The organism is Chryseobacterium sp. AG363, assembly GCF_003610675.1.
Lineage (GTDB): Bacteria > Bacteroidota > Bacteroidia > Flavobacteriales > Weeksellaceae > Chryseobacterium > Chryseobacterium cucumeris.
Window position 1 is genome coordinate 39,962 of the sequence record NZ_RAQF01000004.1, and the last position, 21,762, is coordinate 61,723.

Below are 21,762 nucleotides of genomic sequence, written 5' to 3' on the forward strand. Positions count from 1 at the left end.
TTTACCAAGTAATTATGTGTGTTTGTATAAAATTCTGTTTTTGAGGATGTTAATTTTTTTAATTTTGAAAATTTGCAAAATGAAGATGAAAAACTATTTCAATCTATCAGGATTCTGCTTTAAGAAACTCTCCCATCCGGAATATGATTTGGTATCTGCTATCGTTCCGGAATTAAAATGATGACATACTGCTACAGCAAGACCATCAGAAGCATCTAAATATTTTGTAGGAAATTCTTTTAATTTAAGAAGGTTTTGAAGCATACCTGCTACCTGTTCCTTACTGGCGTTACCATTTCCGGTGATAGCCATTTTGATTTTTTTTGGAGAATATTCCGTAATAGGGATGTTTCTGTAAAGACTGGCAGCCATGGCAACACCCTGAGCACGTCCAAGCTTCAGCATACTCTGTACATTTTTTCCATAGAAGGGAGCTTCAAGAGCGACTTCATCAGGATGAAACTCGTCAATAAGAGACAGGGTTCTTTCAAAAATGTACTTAAGCTTGGTTTCGTGATTGGGATATTTTTTTAAGATCAGTTCATGAATAGAGACCATCTCCATTTTTCCTTTTTTTACGGAGATAATACCAAATCCCATTACCGTTGTTCCCGGGTCAATTCCTAAAATTATTTTCTCTGAAATCATTGCGTCAAAGATATGACTTTCTATGTTTTAAGTGTAAAAAAGTATTGATAATGATTTCCATTTTTATTTGAAACTTTAGTAACTTTAAACAAAAATGATTATGAAAAATGTATTTAATGTACTTATTGTTCCTGCTTTTTTGTTATGCAGCTTTCAGAAGGAAAGTAGTTTAATTCAAAGTAAGGATTCAGAAATCGTTACAACAAAGAGCGACCGGATTATTTATCTGTTTTTCAAGGCGGATAAAGATTACTCAGGAAATGCAAAAATTACACTTCAAAGTACTAAAATTGCAGACGGCAGACTAAAACATGTACCCTCTTTTGATAGAGATGATGTTCGTAAGGGTGATCTTGTAATCACATTAATAGGGTCTGATGGAAAAGAAGTAGTTAAACAGCTTGTGAAAGATCCTTTTAATCCTGAACTGGAGGTATATGAAAAAGAAGGAATTTCCAGACATAAAGCTTCCCTTCAAAATACGGAATTCAGTGCCCGGTTTTCTTATTCTGAAAACGTAAAGTCAGTAAAGATTGAAAAAGCAACTGATGACGGAATACAAGTATTATTCACACAAAAACTATAATTATGAAAAAAACTTTATTATCCCTTTTAATCGGAAGCAGTTTTTTTGCACAGTCATTCGAGACTGTTCCTCTTTTACAGAATGGAGACAACAGTAAACGAGTTGTGATTGCCGTGTTAGGAGACGGATTTACCTCTGCACAGCAAGCTGCCTTTACAACATCTGCTCAGAATACAGTCAATTATCTTTTTACAAAAAGTCCGTATACGGAATATAAAAATTACTTTAATGCCTATGCCGTAAAAGTAATCTCTACCGAATCCGGAGTAAAGCATCCCGGAACGGCGACAGACGTTACCGAGCCCGTAATTCCTGTAACCAATCCCAATAACTATCTTGGGTCTACTTTCGATGTAGGAGTTCACCGTTGCATCTACAGTAATACAACCAATAAAGTAGGACAGGTTCTGGCAGCCAACATTCCTGATTATGATATTACTTATGTTTTGGGTAACTCTACAGAATATGGAGGTTGTGGAGGAACTTATGCTTTTGCTTCACTCAATGGTTCTTCCAATGAAATTGTGGTACATGAGCTGGGGCATTCTTTTGGTAAATTAGCCGATGAATATTGGTTTTCAGGTTCACTGGAATCTCCCAATAAAACTCAGAATTCTAACCCGGCAACGATAAAGTGGAAAAACTGGGTAGGATTGAATGGAGTAGGAGTTTATGCCCATGCTGAGAGTCCCACCTGGTTCAGACCGCATCAGAGTTGCGAAATGAGATATCTTAATCAACAGTTCTGCTCCGTATGTAAAGAGGCAATTATTGAAAAAATTCATAGTCTGGTTTCTCCTGTAGATTCCTATACCCCGGCAAATAATACCACTGTGGATGCTACATCCAATGTTACTTTCACTGTCAATGAAATCCTACCCATCCCGAATACGCTGGTTAATTCCTGGAGTTTAAACGGAACGGCTCTTGGGGAAACAGGAAGTAGCATTACGATAACTCCGGGACAACTTAACAATGGAAGTAATACCCTGACTCTTTCGGTAGTGGATAATAATCCGCTTTTGAAAGTTGACAATCATAGTACACTTCATGTAACCAATGTTTCCTGGACTTTGAGCAAGACTACGCTTAAAATTTTAGAGATAAAAGCTGAAGAAAGGCGTTTTAGTATTTATCCTAACCCAACAGATGGAGAATTTTTCATTAAAGGCAAGCAGGTCTTTTCAAAAGAGTTGAAAGTAGAAGTTTATGATGCTTCAGGAAAGCTCATTCCATCAAGATTTGAACTGAATGATTCTGCTATAAAGGTTGATATTAAAAACTATCCCGCAGGTACTTATCTGTTGAATGTAAAAGAAAATAAAAACCTGATTATTTCTCAGAAGATCATCAAAGAATAAATGAAACGAAACCGGCTCCAGTAGCCGGTTTTATTTTTCCAGTTTTTTCTCTGCTACAGGTACCCATTGTCCATCGTGGCGAAGTAGGAGAATTTTATCAACTATAAATTTAGTTTTATACTCCTTGGTTTCATATTTTTCCCATGCTCTAAGATAATTTTCCCAAGTCAGATCTCTGAATCCCACAGTCATATGCGGGTGAAAAGAATATTGAGCAAAATTAAAATGCTCCTTTACCCTGTGGTAAAGCTCTGTTAATTGAATATTTTCTTTTGGCTGAATATAGAGTACAGGATTTTTAGGGTTGGGAAAGCTTCCAAAGCCATCCAGTTCTACTTCAAAAGGTGTAATTTCTGTATTGATTTTCTGAAAAGCAATGTGAATATCTTCTTCCAGTTCAATTTCTCTCGAAAAGGGAGGAAAGAGTGTAATATGTGCTTCGTTTTTCAAAGCCTTGGAATTGGCATAATTTGTTGCCAGATCCTGTTTAAAAACTTTTATTTCTTCAATAATTTCCTGAGGAGGGTAAATGGCTATGAAGTACATTTTTTTCATATGACAAATTAAAAGTTTTTAAATTAAATTTTAATACATAAGAAAATTATGCATAAGTTTGTAAGGTATTTAAACCATTCTATGAAAAAAAATAGTCTCTATAAGGGTACTTTACAGAATATTATTTTAAAGCTCCTTTCGAAAGAAGTGAAGATGTATGGTTATCAGATTACCCAAAGAGCTAAAGAACTTACTTTGGGTGAACTTGAAATGACAGAAGGTGCGCTCTATCCATTGCTGCATAAATTAGAAAGCGATGGAATAATTACTTCCGAAATTCAAAAGATTAATGGGAGAGACCGGAAATATTACCTGTTGACTGAAAAAGGAAAAAAACAACAGGCAGAACAGGAAACTGAGATGAAAAGTTATTTACTCAACCTACAGACAATATTTAACATATGATGACTGAAGCACAGGAAAATAAAATTACAGATTATCTGGTGGCCCAAGAGTTGTCTCTGGATATTCTGGTAGAAATCAGAGATCATATGATCAGTCAGATTTTGGATATTCAAAGCAATGAGAATATCAATTTTGAGGAAGCTTTCTTGAAGGTAAAAGAATCATGGAGCAATGAGTTTAAAATGGTTAATTATTTTTTATTTTATCCTACAAAAATTCCTTTGATTGCCAAAAGAATTATCCGGGAGAAATACAAAGGGATTTTCAAAAAATCATTGATGATAGCTGCTCTGGCATTTGCTGTTAATCTGTTACTAATTTTTATGGCAGGAAATCAGGAAGAATATAAGCTGTTTTTCCGACTTCTTAATGGTTCATTTGTAGTGACAACAATATTGATATGGATTTTTAATTACAAAATCTGGAAGTATATAAAAGCAGACTTTAAATACAAAGGAAAATGTCTTTATACCATGTATCAGCAGAATCTTGGATTAATGGTTGTGTGTGCCAGCTCCATGACGCAGGTGGCCATAAGGAACGGGCAATATGCCTACCAGTTTTTCAGAGAACAGAATTATGCAGATGTTGCCGGGGTTCTGGTAACCTTAATTCTTCCTTTTGTATTACAGGCAGCTCTTGCTTTTGCGGTATTCAATTTTCTTGAGCATAAAAAGAATTTAGTCAAGATGCAGGAATTCCTGAAGCTCGTGTAAACAAATGGGTGCTAAAACTAATGTTTTGATCGAAGTTGGTTCAGTGTATTCTCAAGATGATCAGTGATCTTTTTCACTTCAATATGAGGTCTGAAGATCACTCCTTTTCCTCTTTCTTCATCGGCAATATTAGAGAGAATAATCACAGACGTTTTGGTATCCGGATAATAGATGTTTAAGGAAGGAGAACCTTTTATATAGCCGCTGTGGAAATAAGAATTGGGTTGACCGATATTAAGCATAATTCCATAGGCGTAACCCATTTTTCCAAAAATAGCATGATGTCTTTCTGAACTTTTTGCCATAAAGAGTTTAAGGGTTTCCGGTTTTAAAATTTTTCCACCATAGAGAGCTTTATTCCATGAATGAAGATCCTGAATCGTAGATAGTATTCCTCCAGCGGGTGTCCCGATTTCTGATCCGCCCAATCTTTTCGGCATATTGGGAACTTCTGAGAATTTGGCAGGTGTTCCTACATACGCACTGGCAAAATTACTTTCTTTGAAAGTATTTCCTGTTGAAGAATGGGACATTCCTGCTTTTTTGAATAGTTCCGATACATTCTCATCATATGATTTTCCAGAAACTTTTTCCACAATCTTTCCAAGAGTATTGAATCCATCATTGGAATAAAAGAAATCTGATCCACTTTTGAACATCAGTTTTCCACCCATCAGATTCAAACCGGAAGTATGATTTAATAGCTGATGAATTGTGATGTTTTCATATTCTTTGATTTGAAATTCTTTCAGGTATTTTGACGCTTTATCTGTTACATTCAGTTTTCCCTGTTCCATCTGGAGCAGAATCAGAACAGCAGTGAACTGTTTGCTCACAGATCCGATTGCAAAAATAGTATTGCTGTCAATTTTACTTTTACTTTTAAAATCTGAATAACCGTTTTCCCTTCTGTAAAGAGGTATAGAATCTTTAAAAACAGCTATGCTTCCATTGAAATGATATTTCTTGAAAGTGGAATCAATCTGTTGCTCTAAAAGGGTTTTCTGAAAAGCAGCAATGGTTGAATCAATGATTGCTTTTTTATCAACCGGGGCAATTTTTGGAACCTCAGTTGTGGTACAGGAAGATAAAAAACAGAAAAAAGACAGGAATAATAAATTTTTGATCACAGGTGTTGTATTTTTTAAATGATGATTGATATTCTTAAAGATACTAAAATATCCTGAAGAGCATTAAGGGAAGCAAATTGCGTGCTAGGATGAGGTTCCGGAGCAATTTAGTGCTAATTGAATTAATATTTGTGGACAATTTTAGTCTTAATAAAATTCTCCTGCGATAAAAATGGTATATTTAAAAGCATGGGGAAGAAAATTCACAGGCCTATTTTAATACAAGGTCGCTAAACCAGAAAACATACTCTCCATCTTCTTCGTCAGGAGATGTTTTGGGTCTGGGATACGTTTTCTTTACTGTTTCTCCAATTTTAAACTGAATCGGATTTTTGAAAATGGGACCATCAAAAGTAAAAGTATGAAACTCTCCGTTTTCTCCGCATGGATCAACATTTTCAGGAAGGTCATCAATGAATTGCTGATCAATAATTCGTCCGGCAAAACTTTGATCAAGGTAAGATCCGTTAACGCAGGTTACGATAGTTTTAAAACCAAGATCTAAGAACTCATGGATGAGGTTGGAGGTATTTTGTTTCCAAAGAGGAAATACTGCATTCATGCCAATAGTGTTTAATTGGTCTTCTCTGTATTTTCTCAGATCTTCCAGAAAGATATCGCCAAAAATTGAATAAGTAATGCCCTGTGCCTTAATTTCAGTCATTGTTGTATTCATGATCTGTTGATATTCTTCCATGGATGGTTCTTTAGGGAGTTCCATTTTGGTTAATGGGATTCCGAGGCTTTCCGCTTGCTTTTCTAAAAGCGATACATGAACTCCATGCATAGAGATCCTTTGAAATTCCTGATTGATGCTGGTAAGCAGTGTAGTGATCTCGTACTGATCTTCCTGTAGTATTTTATAAAGAGCAAGGGTAGAATCTTTTCCACTGCTCCAGTTGAATAAAGCTTTTGGTTTCATTGTAAAATAAAAATCTCCCAAAAATAGGGAGATTTCATGTATTATAAATTAAAATGATAGTATCAGTATATTACATATTTCTTCTGTACTTACCGCCTACTTCAAATAAAGCATTGGTAATCTGTCCTAAAGAACAGTATTTCACAGCATCCATCATCACTTCAAACAAGTTTTGCTGGTTGATGGCTGCATGTTGAAGTTTTCTTAAGGCTTCGTCAGACTTACTTTCATTGGCTTGCTGGAAGTTGTGAAGAGATTCAATCTGTGCCTGTTTCTCTTCTTCTGTAGAACGGATAACTTCTCCTGGTAAAACAGTTGGCGAACCATCTTTTCCTAAGAAAGTATTTACTCCGATAATAGGATATTCACCGGTGTGCTTCAGCCATTCGTAATGCATTGATTCTTCCTGGATTTTTGAACGCTGATACATAGTTTCCATAGCTCCAAGAACGCCACCTCTTTCTGTGATTCTGTCAAATTCAGTATATACAGCTTCTTCTACAAGATCCGTTAATTCTTCAATGATGAATGATCCCTGAAGTGGATTTTCGTTTTTAGCCAATCCTAATTCTTTGTTGATGATTAACTGAATCGCCATTGCTCTTCTTACCGATTGCTCAGTAGGCGTTGTAATTGCTTCGTCATAAGCATTGGTGTGAAGAGAGTTACAGTTATCATAGATTGCATAAAGTGCCTGAAGAGTCGTTCTGATATCGTTGAAATCAATTTCCTGAGCGTGCAGAGAACGTCCTGAAGTCTGAATGTGGTACTTCAACATCTGACTTCTTTCGTCTGCTCCGTATTTTAATTTCATGGCTTTTGCCCAGATTCTTCTTGCCACACGTCCGATTACTGAATACTCAGGGTCGATACCATTGGAGAAGAAGAAAGATAAGTTCGGTGCAAAATCATTGATATCCATTCCACGGCTTAAGTAATATTCCACATAAGTAAATCCGTTAGCCAGTGTGAATGCCAATTGGGAAACCGGATTCGCTCCTGCTTCAGCAATATGGTATCCTGAAATGGAAACAGAGTAGAAGTTTCGTACTTTTTCTCTGATGAAATATTCCTGAACGTCACCCATTAATCTCAATGCAAATTCTGTAGAGAAGATACACGTATTCTGGGCCTGGTCTTCTTTTAAGATGTCAGCCTGAACAGTACCACGAACTGTAGCAATTGTTTTAGCTTTAATTTCTGCATACACATCAGCAGGGATTACTTCATCACCTGTTAATCCTAAAAGTTGTAGTCCTAAACCGTTGTTGGATGGAGGAAGTTCACCGTTGTATTTTGGTCTTTCTAATCCTTTATCATCAAATTTTTCTTTAAGCTTAGCTTCTACTTTAGACTCTAAACCATTTTCTTTGATGTATTTTTCAACATTCTGATCGATGGCAGCATTCATAAAGAAAGCCAGTAGCATCGGTGCAGGACCGTTGATTGTCATTGAAACCGAAGTTAATGCATTTACCAGATCAAATCCGGAGTATAATTTCTTCGCATCATCCAGTGTCGCAATAGAAACTCCCGCGTTCCCGATTTTACCATAAATATCTGGTGGTAAAGCAGGATCCTGGCCATATAAGGTTACAGAGTCAAATGCTGTAGATAAACGTTTTGCAGGCATCTCTGCAGAAACATAATGGAACCTTCTGTTGGTTCTTTCAGGACCTCCTTCTCCTGCAAACATCCTTGTAGGATCTTCACCGGTTCTTTTGAACGGATAAATACCTGCGGTATAAGGGAAGCTTCCCGGAAGATTTTCCTGGCCTTTCCATTTGATCAGATCACCCCAGTCATTGTATTTTGGTAATGCAATTTTTGGAATTCTCAAATGAGATAAAGACTCTGTAGAAGTTTCAACTTTAATTTCTTTTCCTCTTACGAAATAAGAATAAAACTCTGCATGGAATGCTTTTTTCGTATCGTCCCATGTCTTTAGGAAGTCGATATTATCCTGTTGAAGCTCTTTCTCTGCTTTTTGGTATTCAGCGTCCAAAACTTCATTGGAGATGATATTTTTTACACCTTCAATATGATACATTGTTCTGGCCAGCTCAGCCTGCTTTTCAATATTGACATCATATTGTTTGTTGTTTTCAACGATTTCAGAAAGGTAGCGAACTCTTTTCGGAGGAATAATCGTTACTTCTTCAGTAACTTCCTGTTCTACAAAAGTTTTTAGATTTAAATCAGCGAATTTATCGTTTACTTTTGAAACTAATCTATTGTATAATTCTGTAGTTCCATGATCATTAAACTGAGAGGCTTTCGTAGCATACACCGGCATATCATCTAATGGGCTTTCCCATAGAAGATGGTTTCTCTGGAACTGTTTTCTTACCGCCTGAAGTGCATCTAATGCACCACGCTTGTCAGATTTATTCAATGCTACCAGATCCGCATAGTCTAACATGTCGATTTTTTCCAACTGTGTAGAAGCTCCATATTCAGGAGTCATTACATACATGGAAATATCTGCAAAATCAGAAACTTCTGAACCAGACTGCCCGATCCCTGAAGTTTCGAGAATGATGACGTCCGGATGAGCCAGTTTCAATACATTGAGTGCAGAGTGAATAAATGGAGAAACGGAAACGTTATTTTCTCTGGTTGCCATCGAACGCATATAAACTCTTGGATCATTGATCGCGTTCATACGGATTCTGTCTCCCAATAAAGCTCCTCCGGTTTTCTTTTTCGAAGGGTCGATGGAAATAATAGCGATTTTTTTATCTGTATTGGAACGTAAGAAGCGTCTTACCAATTCGTCTGTTAAAGAAGATTTACCAGCTCCTCCGGTACCGGTGATACCAATAATTGGAATAGTAAGATATTGAGATTTCTCGTCGATTGCTTTTACAAGCTCAGGCTTTTCTTCTGAGAAGTTTTCAACAGCTGAGATAATTTGTGCAATACTTGACGGATTTTCAAAACTGATATCGTCAAGATCTTTTGCAGTGACATCTTTTCCAGTTGCAAAATCTGATCTGTGTACCAGGTCATCAATCATTCCCTGAAGACCAAGTTCACGGCCGTCATCCGGAGAATAAATTCTGTCAATTCCGTAAGACATCAGATCTTTGATTTCTTCAGGCAGAATTACACCGCCGCCGCCGCCAAAGATCTTGATCTGAGGTGAATTTTTTTCTCTCAACAGGTCATAGATATATTTGAAATATTCATTGTGACCTCCCTGATATGAAGTTAATGCAATAGCATTGGCATCTTCCTGAATCGCTGTATTTACAACTTCTTCTGCCGATTTATCGTGTCCTAAATGGATCACTTCGCATCCTGTTCCCTGAATGACACGACGCATAATATTGATCGCAGCATCATGCCCATCAAATAATGAGGCAGCAGTTACGATTCTTACCTTGTTGGTTGGAGTATATTTTTGGGTTTCCATAAAAATTCTAGAAAGTTTCTAAGTTTCCAAATATAATAATAAAAAAAGAACATAGTGTTTGAATTTATGTTTTTGATTTTCAGATTATTATTTTGTGTTATTTAATTATATCTCCCCAATTTTGTATTTAAATGTTTGAAAGTTGAATGGTTCGGTAACTACAGAATTAAAATGAGTTATGACGATTTCATTGTCAAAGGGGGCTTCTTCAGATTCTCAAATTAATTTCTCTATTTTTGCACTATATTTTACAGACATGCAAAAAGCGTTGATATATTTCGCATTGGGAACTGCGGTAAGCTTCCTGATTAATTACTTCTTTTTAAGTTCAGAGAATATCGGTTTAGAGTTCTACTATGCTATTGCTTTTGGTGCAGCGTGGGGGATTGCTTATTATTTAGATACTCCGGATATTACATTGGTAAAGAAACTGGGACTGTCTTTTGTAGTAATGGCTATTCTGGTTTTTGCAGGAACTCTGATTTTTAAACTTGAGCTTGCTATTCCTTCTATTCTGAAGTTTTCCATGGTATTTGTTGCCTATTATGTTATAGCGAGCTTTAGGGCGACTAAGTCGTTAAGAAAATAAATAAAAGGAGGCTTTCACATTGAAAAGCCTCTTTTTTATTAGTGTATCATCATGAAACTTATCAGGGCAAGGCCTAGGAGTAAAAACATGAATGCGATAAAATTAATGGAGAACAGTATTATTCCGACAATAATGCTTACCAAACCATGGGCACGATAAACGCGTCTGTGGGCAATAAAGAAATAGGCCATAGTATATAATAACAGGAATGATATTGTTAAATATAAAATAGTATTAATAGGCCAGAAGCCTGTGAGACCTGTCAATTTAGAGAGTAAGAATATAAGTAAGACGGTTAGTAATAAAAACGAGAAATAATGCAGCGTAAAGATTCCGTGATCAAAATACCACCACTTTTTCTTACTATGGAAAACCCATAAAAAGAATGCGAAAAGAGGAAGGTAAATGAAAAGGGCTTTAGGAAGATTATGAAAAGACTTTTCTATCATACCGGCAATAATCTCCTTTTTCTTAACGCCTTTTTCTTTAAGTTCAAAGAATTTGTGAACGATGGGAGCTTCAATAAAACTGAGAGATGACGGGTTTTTGGCTTTAGCGGAATCGTAAGCTTTTCTGGTTTTATATTCTCCAAAGCTAACGTCCGGATCTATTTTTTTGTCCATGTTCATCATGTCTTCTAATTCAGAAGAATCAGGAACAGCTTTTAACTCTTCAATGGTAAGAGAGTCCTTTGCAGTCAGATGTTTTTTTGCTTTGATACTGTCTATCAGCTTTTGTTTCCCGACAGGGCTCATGATTTTTAAAAGGTTTGTCTTACTCTGCTCTTGTGTGTTTCCTTCTTTAGGGGAACCTATATTAACCATAGGAAAAAGGGCAAATACGAAGAATGTAATAAAACTGACAAAAATATAAAGCTTTACAGGAGGTACGAACTTCTGTCTCTTTCCTTCGAGATATGTGTTTGTCAGTTTGCCAGGTTTAAATAACAAATTTTTTACTGTTCCCCAGAACTGTCCGTCATAATGAGTAAAATCTTCAATGAAATGGGTGAAAAGAAAATAGAAAGGCTGTCGTCTTTCAATATTTTCCTGTCCGCAGTGGGGGCAAAACCTTTCTTCAACCTGATGTCCGCAGTTTAGACAGGTTTTATCTTCTCGTACTTTTCCGTGGCTCATGATTATGGAATATGATTGTCACAAATATAATTATTTCAATGAAATTATGATTATATTAATATGTTTTACGGGAATAGTTAGAGTAAGATTAATGAAAGAAAGAGTTGAGGGAATAAACTCTTTACTGTTTCATTGGTGTTTTTAGAATCTACGAAGTGTTTTTTTTCATCGGCTCATGAGTTCGCAAGATCTGTGCCAAAATTATAAATAGTGTTAAAATCTATTGATAGAGGGGTGTAGAGTAAAGATTATATAGATTAAATAAAATATGTTTTTGGGTTACGAAAATAATTTGTACCTTTGCACACCCTTTTAGGGGTAAATTATGTTTAATCTTTAACTAAAACGTGTGAATACATTAAGTTACAAAACTGTTTCAGCGAACAAAGCTACTGCTAATAAAGAATGGGTTGTGGTAGACGCTGAAGGACAGCCGTTAGGTAGATTAGCTTCTACGGTTGCAAAGATTTTGAGAGGTAAGCACAAAACGAACTACACACCTCACGTAGATTGTGGTGATAACGTAATCGTTTTGAATGCTGGGAAAATTACACTTTCCGGAAACAAGTGGGCTGATAAGACTTATATCTGGCATACAGGATACCCTGGTGGACAGAAGTCTATGACTGCGGCTGAACTTCAAAAGAAAGATTCTTTAAAGGTATTAGAGAAGTCTGTAAAAGGTATGTTGCCTAAAAACAGATTAGGAGCTGCTATCCTTAAGAACCTTTATTTATATGAAGGAACTGAGCACAAACATGAAGCTCAACAGCCAAAAACAATTAATGTTAACGAATTTAAATAATTAATTATGTCTATAGTTCACAAAATCGGAAGAAGAAAAACTTCTGTAGCTAGAGTTTATGTAAAACCAGGTTCTGGTGTTATTACAGTAAACGGTAAAGATGCTAAAGAATATTTCTCTACAGACGTGATGGTTTACAAATTAAACCAACCGTTTATCCTTTCTGAGACTGTTGGTCAGTATGACGTTACCGTAAACGTATTCGGTGGTGGTAATACAGGTCAGGCAGAAGCTATCAGATTAGGTATTTCTAGAGCTTTATGCGAAATCAACGCTGAGTTCAGATTAGCATTGAAGCCAGCTGGTTTACTTACAAGAGACGCAAGAATGGTGGAAAGAAAGAAGCCAGGTCAGAAAAAAGCAAGAAAGAGATTCCAATTCTCAAAACGTTAAGATTTCTCGTTGGCAGATGGCTTATGGCTATTGGCTACAGGAATGTATTAAATTTTTTTTAAACTTAATCTCGGCGAAAAGCCCATTGCCAAAAGCAAAAAGCAGACCGCCAATTGCCCGTTACGTTTAGCATCCAAACGCTTCTCCCATCTAAAGAAGTTGTTGATTGTTTAAAAGACGGAAAGTAAACTAACAAAAACAGAAAACATGGCAAAAGCAAATGTAAAAGACCTTTTAGAGGCTGGCGTACACTTCGGTCACATGACTAGAAAGTGGAATCCAAATATGGCTCCATACATTTTTATGGAGAAAAACGGTATTCACATTGTAGACTTACATAAAACAGCAGTTAAATTGGATGAAGCGTGTAGCGCTTTAGAAAAATTAACTTCTGCAGGTAAAAAAGTTCTTTTCGTAGCTACTAAGAAGCAAGCGAAAGAAGTGGTTGCAAAACACGCTTCTGAACTTAATATGCCTTATATTACAGAAAGATGGCCAGGTGGTATGTTAACGAACTTCGTTACTATCAGAAAGGCTGTAAAGAAGATGAATGCTATCGACAAAATGAAAAAAGACGGTACATTCGAAACTTTATCTAAAAAAGAAAGATTACAAGTTGACAGACAAAGAGCTAACCTTGAGAAGAACTTAGGTTCTATCGCTGACATGGTGAGACTTCCGTCTGCTGTATTTGTAGTTGATATCTTAAGAGAACACATCGCGGTAACTGAAGCTAAGAAACTAGGTATTCCAGTTTTCGGTATCGTTGATACAAACTCTGACCCTAGAAAAGTTGACTTCGTTATCCCAGGAAACGATGATGCTTCTAAGTCTATTGATATGATCCTTAGCGTAGTTTCTGAATCTATCAAAGAAGGTCAGTCTCAAAGAAAAGCTGATAAAGAAAAATCTAAAGAAGAAGGAGAAAAGGTATCTGCTGATACAGATGCTGATTTCGATGCAGAATAATTAAAGATTTTCTTTAATATAGGAAAAACGCTGGATTTCGGTCCAGCGTTTTTTATTGTTTATACCAGAGAAATTATTTCTTAGGGCATACCATCAACTCTGGTAGATCAGGGTCGGTACTGGGTATAATTACTCCAATTCTGCATACTCCATTGCAGCACATTTCGCCCAGTTCCATACTACAGCCATCCATACAGCTTCTGTATCCTCCTTTGATTGTTCTTAGCTCAGTTCTTGAGACTTTTTTTAAATTTTTCATGGTTTTAGTTTTAATTTTTTTCCTACTCTATATGCTTTTCGGATACCGCAATTATATTTCTAAATATAAGGAAATATTTTTTATATGTTTGATCTTCAAAATACTATTTGATTTGATGCCAATTTTTACTTCTAATAAAGGGATTTAGCTCAGCACTATTTAAAGAACAATGAAATATGAGGACTGGTTTATGGATATTTGTTGATGCTGAGCGCTCTATTAAGCGTTTTCAGGCGGTATAAAGTCTTTTATGTACTTTTTCCTATAGCGAGTTATTTTGAGAACTTTAAAAGCAATCTGATCTTACGGTAAAAAGCTATTAACTATAATAAAAGATGAGAGTCTTCATTAAAAACAAAAACCTGCAGAATTCTGCAGGCTATATTTTAGTTTGAAAGTTTTATAGAATAAGATGTTGTAACAAATTTTGTGGATTGGTATGTTGAGTTACAAACAATCCCGGATAATCTGTAGTTCTGATTTTTCGGAACCATGGTATATCCTATTTTACCTGCACCAATGGGAATCTTCTTGAAGAAATTGCCACCACTCACTGTAAGGACCATATTACAAGGAGATTTATTTTCCACGGAAATAGAGGTCTTTGGATTTTTAGGATCATCACTGTTAAGAAGGTCATTAAGTACATCAGCTGTTTCCGGCTTATAAGTCTTCATAAGATCGTTATACTCTCTTTCCGTATTGGCTCTGTTCCCTGAATTGTTAGAAGGATAAGGGTAGGAGGTTCTTCCCGGATAGCCTCCATAATTAACATTACAGCTGGCAAGAATCAATAAAATTCCGGTAAGAACTAATAGTTTTTTCATCCTATTCTATTTTTTTGACTTTTGTTTTCTCTCTGACTTTTCCGTTATGGGCTCCTTTTGGGCAGACTTCAGTCCAGTGTTGGCAGGTTTTGGATTGTCTACCGTTACAAATATACTTTTTTTTATCTCTTTCTGAGAGGAATATTTCATATCACAGATATTGCTGCTCAATGTATATGAATCTTTTTTAAGTACAATGAAATTTTCTGCATGAGCAGGAACAGCAAGATTGTAAAATTCTTTTCCTTCTATCCGCAATACAATATTACAGTCAGAATTATTTTTGAATAAGAGAATCGCTTCATTACGGTTAATGTCCTCATTAAACATTGCATTCAGTACTTTTACAGTTTTTGCCTTGTGTTCAGCAGATGTCTCAGTAATAAGTTTTTTAAACTCTTCGGCATCGTCCGAATTAGGATTTCTCATTGCACTTTTAGGTATGTCTGCAATAATAGGTCTTGCTTCCATAGGTTTGGCCGTTAGCGCTCCCTTTGTCCATTCTGTGTTTTTTAAAGCAATAAGTTTTGGCTTCAGCACAGTCTTTTTAGGATCGTCAGGGTGTGCGTTCCTCAGGTATTCTTCGATTTCTTTGATATTTGTGCTTTTTAAGATGTCTTTACTGCTTTTCTGAGCTTGTGTAAAGTGGGGAATAAGAAATGTGAAGAATAAAATCGTTAAAAATTTTTTTTTCATCAAGTTTGTTTATTTCATCAGCTTATCCGGAATTTGATGTAAGTAATAGTTTTTCCTTTCGCTGAGAATAGCTCTTCGTAATACGTTTTGATATCTCTCAGGTGTTCCGTATTAGGATCATATTCTGGTGCGCCATAGATATCATGGTGGGCAGAAATGATTTCATAGCCTGCTCCTTGTAAATATCCTAGCGTATAGCCGTGCAGGAATTCTGAATCGGTTTTCAGGTGAATGATGCCTCCTGGCTTCAGGAATTTTTTATATCGGTTTAAAAAATCCGGATGGGTTAATCTGTGTTTTGTTCTTTTGTATTTAATCTGTGGATCAGGAAATGTAATCCAGATTTCGTCTACTTCATTTTCAGCAAAGAAATAATCTACAAGTTCGATCTGAGTTCGCAAAAACGCTACATTAGTCATGTTGTTGTCCACAGCTTCTTTAGCGCCAAACCAAAATCTGGCTCCTTTAATATCAACTCCGATGAAGTTTTTTTCAGGAAATGTTTTTGCAAGCCCTACAGAATATTCTCCTTTTCCACAGCCCAGTTCCAATACGATAGGATTATCATTTTTAAAAAAATTGTCTCTCCATTTTCCTTTAAGATCGAAACCATTTAAAGCATCTTCTCTTGTTGGCTGGATTACATTCGGTAATATTTTGTTTTCTGCAAATCTTGCTAATTTATTCTTGCCCATTGAGTTATAAAATGAGTGCAAAAATAGTGAAAATTTATGGAGTCTCTATGTCTTTTGGTAGTAAAAGACATAGATATCATTCGTATTTAGTTTGTATTATTGGCCTCCCAAGGCCACCATAATTGGTCTTTCAATCGTTTTTTGTGAAGCATATTGAGCCCCGCAAACCAGGCTGGTAAAAAGATATTGTCCTTTATCTATCACAATGGAACCTTCACCCTGGGCAGGAACTGCTAGTCTATATTTGGTCGTTCCTACGCCTTCCATTCTTACAATGATGTTGCAATCTGATTTATTTCGAATCAAAACAATACATTCTTTAGCATTAGGATTATTATCAAATAGGGAATTTAAGATTTTTACTGTTCTGTTTTTGTGTTCTACAGGAGATACAGCCATCAACATATTAAATTCTTCTGCTTCAGTATTTGGAATGGTGGCATTAGCATTAGCGTTTACAACGTATGTATTTTGAGCAGTACTAGGTGTATAGACTGTGGTAGATTGTTTTGCAGCCAGCTCAGCTTTGTATTTTGCAATTTGTTTTTGTTTGATGATGGCATTCATTTCATCAAAAGTAATTTTGGTAGAAGGTCTTCTCCTCAACATAGCAAGCATTTCCTGCATGTCTTTTACTTTTTGATCAGCAGGGTGTGCATTTTTGATGTACTCTTTCATCATTTCCATTACCCTGGGTTTCAAAACAGATCTTCGGGGATCATCAGGATGAGCATCCCTTAAAAAGGCATTGATCTCATAGATATTCTTACTTTTTAAAATATCACTATAATCTTTCCCTTTCTTTTGGGCAGAAGCCATAAAAAAGAACATACAGCCAAGAAGTAAAAGTACTTTTTTCATTAATTAATATTAAGTTAGAAATTAGGTGCTTCACTCTTAATTTGCGTTTTGGTTGCTTAGTTTTTTATTTGATAACGAAATATCTGGTGTTTTTATTTTAAACACTTGTTTGTGAGATAAAATTAAACATATTTTTGAATATTGAGGAATAATATGTTGCAAAATTTGAATAATTCATATTGTGAATACTTTTGTAGTAAAGCATAGCTGGTGTTCTCAGCCATTCCGCAAAAAAATAACCCATGTAATGTACATGAGTTATAAAATATTTTGAATTGTTTTTTTGCCGAAATTTCTAGTTGCCGCCTACAACTTCCTGAAGATGTGAGCTTCTGAGCCTTTTCTGATAAATAGGAAGATATTTTTCAATAGGAATTTTTACTGCTTCAAAGTTGCCTGCTAATACGTAGGCCTGGATATTTTCGGAGGAATAAACAAACTGAAGGAAGTTATCAATTAAGTTTTCCGGTATTTTAAACTTTATAAAATAATCTTTCCCCAGATATTTTTTGATCTGTGCTACGGAGCTGTTCATCCTTTCATAGGCCTGGTAACGCTGTTTTTTCTTTCTTTCTCCGGAAAGGATATCATAAATACTTTCCAGGCTGAAGGTAAGTCCTCCATCTCTAAGTCCTGCAACAGGAAGTTCCGGAGGTGTTCCGTCTCCTTTGGGTTCAGGAAGACCAATTACTTTTTTAAGGGCATATGCTTTGTCTTCTTTTCTTAAAGAGTTCACGTCATATCGGAGGTTACCGGTAGGCTTGAACCTGCTGAGAACAATCTCCTGAATTTCGTAATAGGCGATTTTAAGCTCAACCAGATTTTTTTGTTCCATAGACTGAGGAGTCAGTTTGATGTCTTTTCTTTCGGTAACAATAGAGGTAAACCGGATGACATCCCCGGTATTGGCAGGGATATTAAAGTTTCCATTGTAGTCCGTAAGAACGGTTTTCTGTGTATTCAGATTGGTGACATACACCTGATTGAGATATAAAATAGAGTTGTCTCTCAGAAATACCTCCCCGGAATATATTTGTGCATTAATTTTTGCCAGAAAAACCAATAGCAGTAGAGTAAACAGTTTCTTCATATAATGCGCAAAATTACATAGAAATAAAGCAATTCTGTGTAGTTAGATGAAGATTAGTGGTTAAAGTTATATTAAACTTTGGGATTAAATTGTTAAGGAGTGTTAGAAACTTGCCATTCATGTAAAAAATGAAACATTTACATAAAAAACCGGAAGAAATAAGTGCTGAATTTTCAGATGTTTTTTCTTCCGGTTTTCTGTTGTTACCTATGTTTTACAAGCAGCCAGCTCGTGTATTTTACCATAAGGTTGGAGCCATATTCCGTCCAGGTGATAAAATACCAGTAATTTGCTGTAGGAACATATCTGCCTCCTATTCTTCCATCCCAGGTGTATCTGTTTTCAGGAGTGCCCCTGAAGACTTCTGCACCATATCTGTCAAAGATCCGGAATACAAGATTATCATTCTTCATTAAGGCAGAATAGTCGATGACTTCATTATGCCCATCTCCATTCGGAGTAATGGTATTGATCAGATTAATAATGGCAAATGGTTTTTTAACATCCTCACACATTTTAGAGTCTCTTACAAATATGTTGTGAGCTCCTCTGGGTACATTGTAGAAAACATTGGAACTCTGCCATACCACACCATCTAAGGAATATTCATATGGAGGTGTACCACCGCTCGCCCCAACTTTTACAGTTGTTCCATCAATTTCAATAGAGGTTATGATAGGAAGCGGCAATTCTGTAACATTTACATATTGCTTGTAAACACAGCCATTGAAGGTAAGTTCTACCCAATAACTTCCGGGAGCAACATTCGTAATGGAAGGAGTAGTCGCTCCGGTGCTCCATAAGTATTTTTCAAAGCCAGGTCCTGCATTAAGTGTAGTAGTAGTTTTTGGGCAAATTGCCTTGTCTTTTAAAATATCTGATTTCTTAGGAACTTTAATGTTAATCTTCAGAGTACCTACTTCAGGACAAACTCCATTTTTTTCAAAACGGATATAGTAGGTCTGTGAATTAGTGATATTAACAGGAGATAAAACTGCATTCACATTGTTCTGAGCATCTGTTAGAGTTGTATGAAAAGTAAAAGTAACATTCGGATCTAATGTAAACTGAGGAATAAACTGAGCTAAGTTGACACTTTTTATTCCGTCCAGATCATCATCACAGGTACTTTCGGTAACGGTTTTTGTAATCAATATTATTTTTGCTCCGATACTAAATTGTAAAGGTTTGATCACAGAAGCACATCCATCAGGAGAATCTACCCTGATGTAAATGGTTGTAGTTGCTGTATAACTCCAGTTATTAGGGAGCGTATTGTTATTCCCTGCATTGGCATCTGCCAGATTTGCATAATATCTTACATTCGTAAAATAATTTGGATTATTAAGAACAATAGGGGTGATATTGGAAAGCACAATATTAACTGTTCCATCCAGATTATCATCACAGAAGACTCCATTGTAGTTATCCTGTACAATAGCTTTATTAAAAAGTGATAATGTTATTTGTGCAATGTTTTTACATCCAATATGGTCATTAACAAGTGCATATACTATTGTTCCGTTAGTTGCAGTATAGGCCGTTGTGTTAGTTATTAGTGCTGCGGCATTTTCATTCTGAGCATCCGCAAGGGTAGGGTAATAAGTAATAGTAACAGGTGAGTTACTGGTAACATTTGCTGTCGTCAGGTTGAAGGTTCCCTGACCATTGATATCACAGGCAAATAATGTCGCATTCATTACTGTTAGAGGCTGAATATTCAGGGTAACGGTTACTGTTTCACAATCTGGAAAGTCTGGATCATCTCCACAGAATGTATAGGAGAACGTATCAGTTCCTGATGTTCCGGGAGTATTTACAGTATAAGTAATAGCACCTGTAGTAGGGTTTATAACAGCTGTACCCAATGAAGGTGTTGATGTAATAGCTACTGTGCTTGGAACGGGAGTTTGTGATGAGCCACTGAATGCAGGGATTATCGTTTTAGCATTACATACGTTGTATGATGTATTGGTCAGTTTTGTACAATTGAGAACTTTAAATTGTTCAGTAACTAAAGGTGCACAGCTTCCCATTGTTACAGAACATGTATAATATCCAGGTAATGTAGGTGAGATTGATGAAGTGATAGCTCCCGGAACAATAACCCCGTTTCTGTACCATTGGTAAGTATCATAGATTAAAGGATCCACAGTAAGAACCATACCTGGAATACAACCACCTCCGGATTGTAAAATAACCGGCTGTGTAGGAAAACCGGCAAAAAAACCTCCATATCCTACTGCATCACTTCCGGCAGTGATGCCAGCCATAATTGCTTTATCTGAAATTACAGTAATCGTACCTGTTACATTGGGAATGCCATAGGTTACCCAATTAGTTGTACCTGTCATATTGTAAGGACCGGTTATTGCAGAAGGATTCGTGCCGTTCACGGTAACACTGGCTCCTCTTTCTGTAATAATATTCAGCTTTGTGGTGATGTTCAGAATACCTCCAGGGTGACCGTTTGAATGAACAAAGTTTTCATTAATAAGACCCAGCTCGTTAATCTGCTTGGGAAGATAACAGTTTAATGCAGGAATAAAATTGAATCCTCCGGTAAATACTTCACTTCCTGCATTTGAATCTCCAGCTAAAATCTGGTATACATAAGCATTTTTAGATGTTTTGAGATATAAATTATAGTGACCGTTTCCCTGAAGAATATATTTGGAATCTGGAATAATGAAATATTTTCCTGCATTGATAGTTGCTACAGGAGGGATTTCATTATTGACAAAAACCTGAGTATTGTCTTCCGTAGCAATTACAATGGCTCCTTCTGTACGAGTACCAATCGGTCCGCTACCCTTTACAATAGCAAATTCATTTCCAAGTCTGTTAACAGGCACTGACTGGTCCATTAAAATATCTGAACTAGCGGGATAATTTCCGGCGTATTGACCGTTAAAATTTCCGTTGGTTACATTAACAGGTTTGTTTGAAGTAATCTTTGCGCCAATGAAGCCATTAAAGTTTCCCGTTATATTTCCGATTCCATCAATAATGTAGGACTGGCCTTTATTTAAAGTAAAGGTTAATGTTGGGTTGGTTGTGCCAGTCAATCCATTTGAAAACTGAACAGTAGGGCTGTAGCCGGAAACGGTAACAGTTGTGTTATCTTCGGTTGCCAACACGCTCGTCATGAAATTCAGAATGGAGTTACTCACAGTAATAGGAGCTGTAGCTGCATAAAACTTTAGCCCTGTGGAGGAAGTCCCTTTGGAAGTAATGATTTCTGCATGGTTGAATACTGAGAACCTTAAATTAGCATAAAAAGGAAATTCAGCTTTAAGATATAATCCCTTAGTGGTTGGTGTAAATAAATCTGCCTGTAGTTTGGTAATGATATAATCTCTTAATACATCGAATTTTTGCGGATTATTTTTACTGATATTTACTGTTCCAATCAGAACGTTATTATTGTAAATGCTTACAGGAAAAGGAGTTGTTCTGTTGGTTGATAAATACAGTTTTTGATAGGGATTGGGAGCGCCTGTTCTATCTATCATCGGAGCAAACCAATGCTCCCGGTCCAACTGGGCAAAAGCAGAGGTGAAAATGCAAAACATAAATAGAAAAGATAAAATTTTTTTCATTCAGCGGTGGTCTTTATCACAAATTTAGTGATAAAAAGTATTAAATTATTGAAAATAGAATAAAAAAATATGATTTTGAAATCGTGGTTAAACAAAATT

Annotated in this window: 21 protein-coding genes; 8 read left to right on the forward strand and 13 right to left on the reverse strand. The window is 36.1% G+C overall.

What is annotated here, in order from left to right:
* Positions 1 to 93: 93 nt before the first annotated feature.
* Positions 94 to 648: a crossover junction endodeoxyribonuclease RuvC gene (gene ruvC, locus DEU39_RS16445; RefSeq protein WP_034692903.1), complete on the reverse strand. Its 555-nt coding sequence runs from the start codon at positions 646 to 648 to the stop codon at positions 94 to 96.
* A 100-nt stretch (positions 649 to 748) separates the two neighbouring features.
* Between ruvC and DEU39_RS16450 the strand changes: the two genes are divergently transcribed.
* Both DEU39_RS16450 and DEU39_RS16455 read left to right on the forward strand, forming a co-directional pair.
* Positions 749 to 1,234 (forward strand): hypothetical protein, encoded by a 486-nt coding sequence (locus DEU39_RS16450; RefSeq protein ID WP_147367601.1) that lies wholly within the window; start codon positions 749 to 751, stop codon positions 1,232 to 1,234.
* 2 nt (positions 1,235 to 1,236) lie between these two features.
* Positions 1,237 to 2,595 carry a M64 family metallopeptidase gene (locus DEU39_RS16455; RefSeq protein WP_120232681.1) on the forward strand — a complete coding sequence of 453 codons (1,359 nt, stop codon included), beginning with the start codon at positions 1,237 to 1,239 and terminating at the stop codon, positions 2,593 to 2,595.
* 30 nt (positions 2,596 to 2,625) lie between these two features.
* Here DEU39_RS16455 and DEU39_RS16460 read toward each other — a convergent pair whose 3' ends face one another.
* A complete protein-coding gene (locus tag DEU39_RS16460; RefSeq protein ID WP_120232682.1) occupies positions 2,626 to 3,150 on the reverse strand; it encodes a 2'-5' RNA ligase family protein in 525 nt (174 codons plus the stop codon).
* A gap of 81 nt (positions 3,151 to 3,231) precedes the next feature.
* On the opposite strand from DEU39_RS16460, the gene DEU39_RS16465 reads away from it, so the two are divergent.
* Positions 3,232 to 3,555, forward strand: a complete 324-nt coding sequence (locus DEU39_RS16465; protein WP_120232683.1) for a PadR family transcriptional regulator — start codon at positions 3,232 to 3,234, stop codon at positions 3,553 to 3,555.
* Positions 3,552 to 4,271, forward strand: a complete 720-nt coding sequence (locus DEU39_RS16470; protein ID WP_147367602.1) for a hypothetical protein — start codon at positions 3,552 to 3,554, stop codon at positions 4,269 to 4,271. The genes DEU39_RS16465 and DEU39_RS16470 overlap by 4 nt, the downstream gene beginning before the upstream one ends.
* Positions 4,272 to 4,288: 17 nt before the next feature.
* Here the strand turns inward: DEU39_RS16470 and DEU39_RS16475 are convergent, their stop codons facing one another.
* From DEU39_RS16475 to DEU39_RS16485, 3 genes are all read right to left on the reverse strand, one after another.
* Complete coding sequence (locus DEU39_RS16475; protein ID WP_228436816.1) at positions 4,289 to 5,401, reverse strand: serine hydrolase domain-containing protein; 1,113 nt, start codon at positions 5,399 to 5,401, stop codon at positions 4,289 to 4,291.
* Between the two features lie 211 nt (positions 5,402 to 5,612).
* On the reverse strand, positions 5,613 to 6,323 hold the full coding sequence (locus DEU39_RS16480) for a diphthine--ammonia ligase (RefSeq protein WP_120232685.1): 711 nt from the start codon (positions 6,321 to 6,323) through the stop codon (positions 5,613 to 5,615).
* Between the two features lie 70 nt (positions 6,324 to 6,393).
* Complete coding sequence (locus tag DEU39_RS16485) at positions 6,394 to 9,741, reverse strand: methylmalonyl-CoA mutase family protein (RefSeq protein WP_120232686.1); 3,348 nt, start codon at positions 9,739 to 9,741, stop codon at positions 6,394 to 6,396.
* Positions 9,742 to 9,997: 256 nt separating this feature from the next.
* Here DEU39_RS16485 and DEU39_RS16490 point away from each other — a divergent pair, with 256 nt between their 5' ends.
* On the forward strand, positions 9,998 to 10,330 hold the full coding sequence (locus DEU39_RS16490) for a hypothetical protein (protein WP_062675912.1): 333 nt from the start codon (positions 9,998 to 10,000) through the stop codon (positions 10,328 to 10,330).
* Positions 10,331 to 10,368: 38 nt separating this feature from the next.
* Here DEU39_RS16490 and DEU39_RS16495 read toward each other — a convergent pair whose 3' ends face one another.
* The gene (locus DEU39_RS16495; protein WP_183037434.1) at positions 10,369 to 11,466 is read right to left on the reverse strand and encodes a DUF3667 domain-containing protein; all 1,098 of its coding nucleotides are present in this window, start codon (positions 11,464 to 11,466) and stop codon (positions 10,369 to 10,371) included.
* A 349-nt stretch (positions 11,467 to 11,815) separates the two neighbouring features.
* Here DEU39_RS16495 and rplM point away from each other — a divergent pair, with 349 nt between their 5' ends.
* The 3 genes from rplM to rpsB all read left to right on the forward strand — a co-directional run bounded on the left by rplM (position 11,816) and on the right by rpsB (position 13,633).
* Positions 11,816 to 12,271: a 50S ribosomal protein L13 gene (gene rplM / locus DEU39_RS16500; protein WP_002976217.1), complete on the forward strand. Its 456-nt coding sequence runs from the start codon at positions 11,816 to 11,818 to the stop codon at positions 12,269 to 12,271.
* Between the two features lie 6 nt (positions 12,272 to 12,277).
* A complete protein-coding gene (rpsI, locus tag DEU39_RS16505; protein ID WP_002976218.1) occupies positions 12,278 to 12,664 on the forward strand; it encodes a 30S ribosomal protein S9 in 387 nt (128 codons plus the stop codon).
* Between the two features lie 207 nt (positions 12,665 to 12,871).
* Positions 12,872 to 13,633 (forward strand): 30S ribosomal protein S2, encoded by a 762-nt coding sequence (gene rpsB / locus DEU39_RS16510; RefSeq protein ID WP_062675707.1) that lies wholly within the window; start codon positions 12,872 to 12,874, stop codon positions 13,631 to 13,633.
* Positions 13,634 to 13,706: 73 nt separating this feature from the next.
* On the opposite strand, the gene DEU39_RS24220 is transcribed toward rpsB, so the two are convergent.
* The 7 genes from DEU39_RS24220 to DEU39_RS16540 all read right to left on the reverse strand — a co-directional run bounded on the left by DEU39_RS24220 (position 13,707) and on the right by DEU39_RS16540 (position 21,663).
* Positions 13,707 to 13,892 (reverse strand): bacteriocin-like protein, encoded by a 186-nt coding sequence (locus DEU39_RS24220; protein WP_131797547.1) that lies wholly within the window; start codon positions 13,890 to 13,892, stop codon positions 13,707 to 13,709.
* Positions 13,893 to 14,278: 386 nt separating this feature from the next.
* Entirely contained in the window at positions 14,279 to 14,719 is a 441-nt protein-coding gene (locus tag DEU39_RS16515) for a membrane lipoprotein lipid attachment site-containing protein (protein WP_120232688.1), read from the reverse strand.
* Positions 14,720 to 14,725: 6 nt separating this feature from the next.
* Complete coding sequence (locus DEU39_RS16520; protein WP_120232689.1) at positions 14,726 to 15,415, reverse strand: DUF6759 domain-containing protein; 690 nt, start codon at positions 15,413 to 15,415, stop codon at positions 14,726 to 14,728.
* Positions 15,416 to 15,432: 17 nt separating this feature from the next.
* Positions 15,433 to 16,110 (reverse strand): tRNA (guanosine(46)-N7)-methyltransferase TrmB, encoded by a 678-nt coding sequence (trmB, locus tag DEU39_RS16525; protein WP_034692928.1) that lies wholly within the window; start codon positions 16,108 to 16,110, stop codon positions 15,433 to 15,435.
* A gap of 96 nt (positions 16,111 to 16,206) precedes the next feature.
* The gene (locus DEU39_RS16530; RefSeq protein ID WP_120232690.1) at positions 16,207 to 16,971 is read right to left on the reverse strand and encodes a DUF6759 domain-containing protein; all 765 of its coding nucleotides are present in this window, start codon (positions 16,969 to 16,971) and stop codon (positions 16,207 to 16,209) included.
* 295 nt (positions 16,972 to 17,266) lie between these two features.
* A complete protein-coding gene (locus DEU39_RS16535) occupies positions 17,267 to 18,061 on the reverse strand; it encodes a hypothetical protein (protein ID WP_120232691.1) in 795 nt (264 codons plus the stop codon).
* Between the two features lie 203 nt (positions 18,062 to 18,264).
* Entirely contained in the window at positions 18,265 to 21,663 is a 3,399-nt protein-coding gene (locus tag DEU39_RS16540; RefSeq protein WP_183037435.1) for a T9SS type B sorting domain-containing protein, read from the reverse strand.
* Positions 21,664 to 21,762: the final 99 nt, after the last annotated feature.

What these genes read in the sequence shown, in the direction of transcription:
- ruvC (WP_034692903.1), bottom strand. Translation starts at nt 648, where the DNA reads ATGATTTCAGAGAAAATAATTTTAGGAATTGACCCGGGAACAACGGTA.
- DEU39_RS16450 (WP_147367601.1), top strand. Translation starts at nt 749, where the DNA reads ATGAAAAATGTATTTAATGTACTTATTGTTCCTGCTTTTTTGTTATGC.
- DEU39_RS16455 (WP_120232681.1), top strand. Translation starts at nt 1,237, where the DNA reads ATGAAAAAAACTTTATTATCCCTTTTAATCGGAAGCAGTTTTTTTGCA.
- DEU39_RS16460 (WP_120232682.1), bottom strand. Translation starts at nt 3,150, where the DNA reads ATGAAAAAAATGTACTTCATAGCCATTTACCCTCCTCAGGAAATTATT.
- DEU39_RS16465 (WP_120232683.1), top strand. Translation starts at nt 3,232, where the DNA reads ATGAAAAAAAATAGTCTCTATAAGGGTACTTTACAGAATATTATTTTA.
- DEU39_RS16470 (WP_147367602.1), top strand. Translation starts at nt 3,552, where the DNA reads ATGATGACTGAAGCACAGGAAAATAAAATTACAGATTATCTGGTGGCC.
- DEU39_RS16480 (WP_120232685.1), bottom strand. Translation starts at nt 6,323, where the DNA reads ATGAAACCAAAAGCTTTATTCAACTGGAGCAGTGGAAAAGATTCTACC.
- DEU39_RS16485 (WP_120232686.1), bottom strand. Translation starts at nt 9,741, where the DNA reads ATGGAAACCCAAAAATATACTCCAACCAACAAGGTAAGAATCGTAACT.
- DEU39_RS16490 (WP_062675912.1), top strand. Translation starts at nt 9,998, where the DNA reads ATGCAAAAAGCGTTGATATATTTCGCATTGGGAACTGCGGTAAGCTTC.
- DEU39_RS16495 (WP_183037434.1), bottom strand. Translation starts at nt 11,466, where the DNA reads ATGAGCCACGGAAAAGTACGAGAAGATAAAACCTGTCTAAACTGCGGA.
- rpsI (WP_002976218.1), top strand. Translation starts at nt 12,278, where the DNA reads ATGTCTATAGTTCACAAAATCGGAAGAAGAAAAACTTCTGTAGCTAGA.
- rpsB (WP_062675707.1), top strand. Translation starts at nt 12,872, where the DNA reads ATGGCAAAAGCAAATGTAAAAGACCTTTTAGAGGCTGGCGTACACTTC.
- DEU39_RS24220 (WP_131797547.1), bottom strand. Translation starts at nt 13,892, where the DNA reads ATGAAAAATTTAAAAAAAGTCTCAAGAACTGAGCTAAGAACAATCAAA.
- DEU39_RS16515 (WP_120232688.1), bottom strand. Translation starts at nt 14,719, where the DNA reads ATGAAAAAACTATTAGTTCTTACCGGAATTTTATTGATTCTTGCCAGC.
- DEU39_RS16520 (WP_120232689.1), bottom strand. Translation starts at nt 15,415, where the DNA reads ATGAAAAAAAAATTTTTAACGATTTTATTCTTCACATTTCTTATTCCC.
- trmB (WP_034692928.1), bottom strand. Translation starts at nt 16,110, where the DNA reads ATGGGCAAGAATAAATTAGCAAGATTTGCAGAAAACAAAATATTACCG.
- DEU39_RS16530 (WP_120232690.1), bottom strand. Translation starts at nt 16,971, where the DNA reads ATGAAAAAAGTACTTTTACTTCTTGGCTGTATGTTCTTTTTTATGGCT.
- DEU39_RS16535 (WP_120232691.1), bottom strand. Translation starts at nt 18,061, where the DNA reads ATGAAGAAACTGTTTACTCTACTGCTATTGGTTTTTCTGGCAAAAATT.
- DEU39_RS16540 (WP_183037435.1), bottom strand. Translation starts at nt 21,663, where the DNA reads ATGAAAAAAATTTTATCTTTTCTATTTATGTTTTGCATTTTCACCTCT.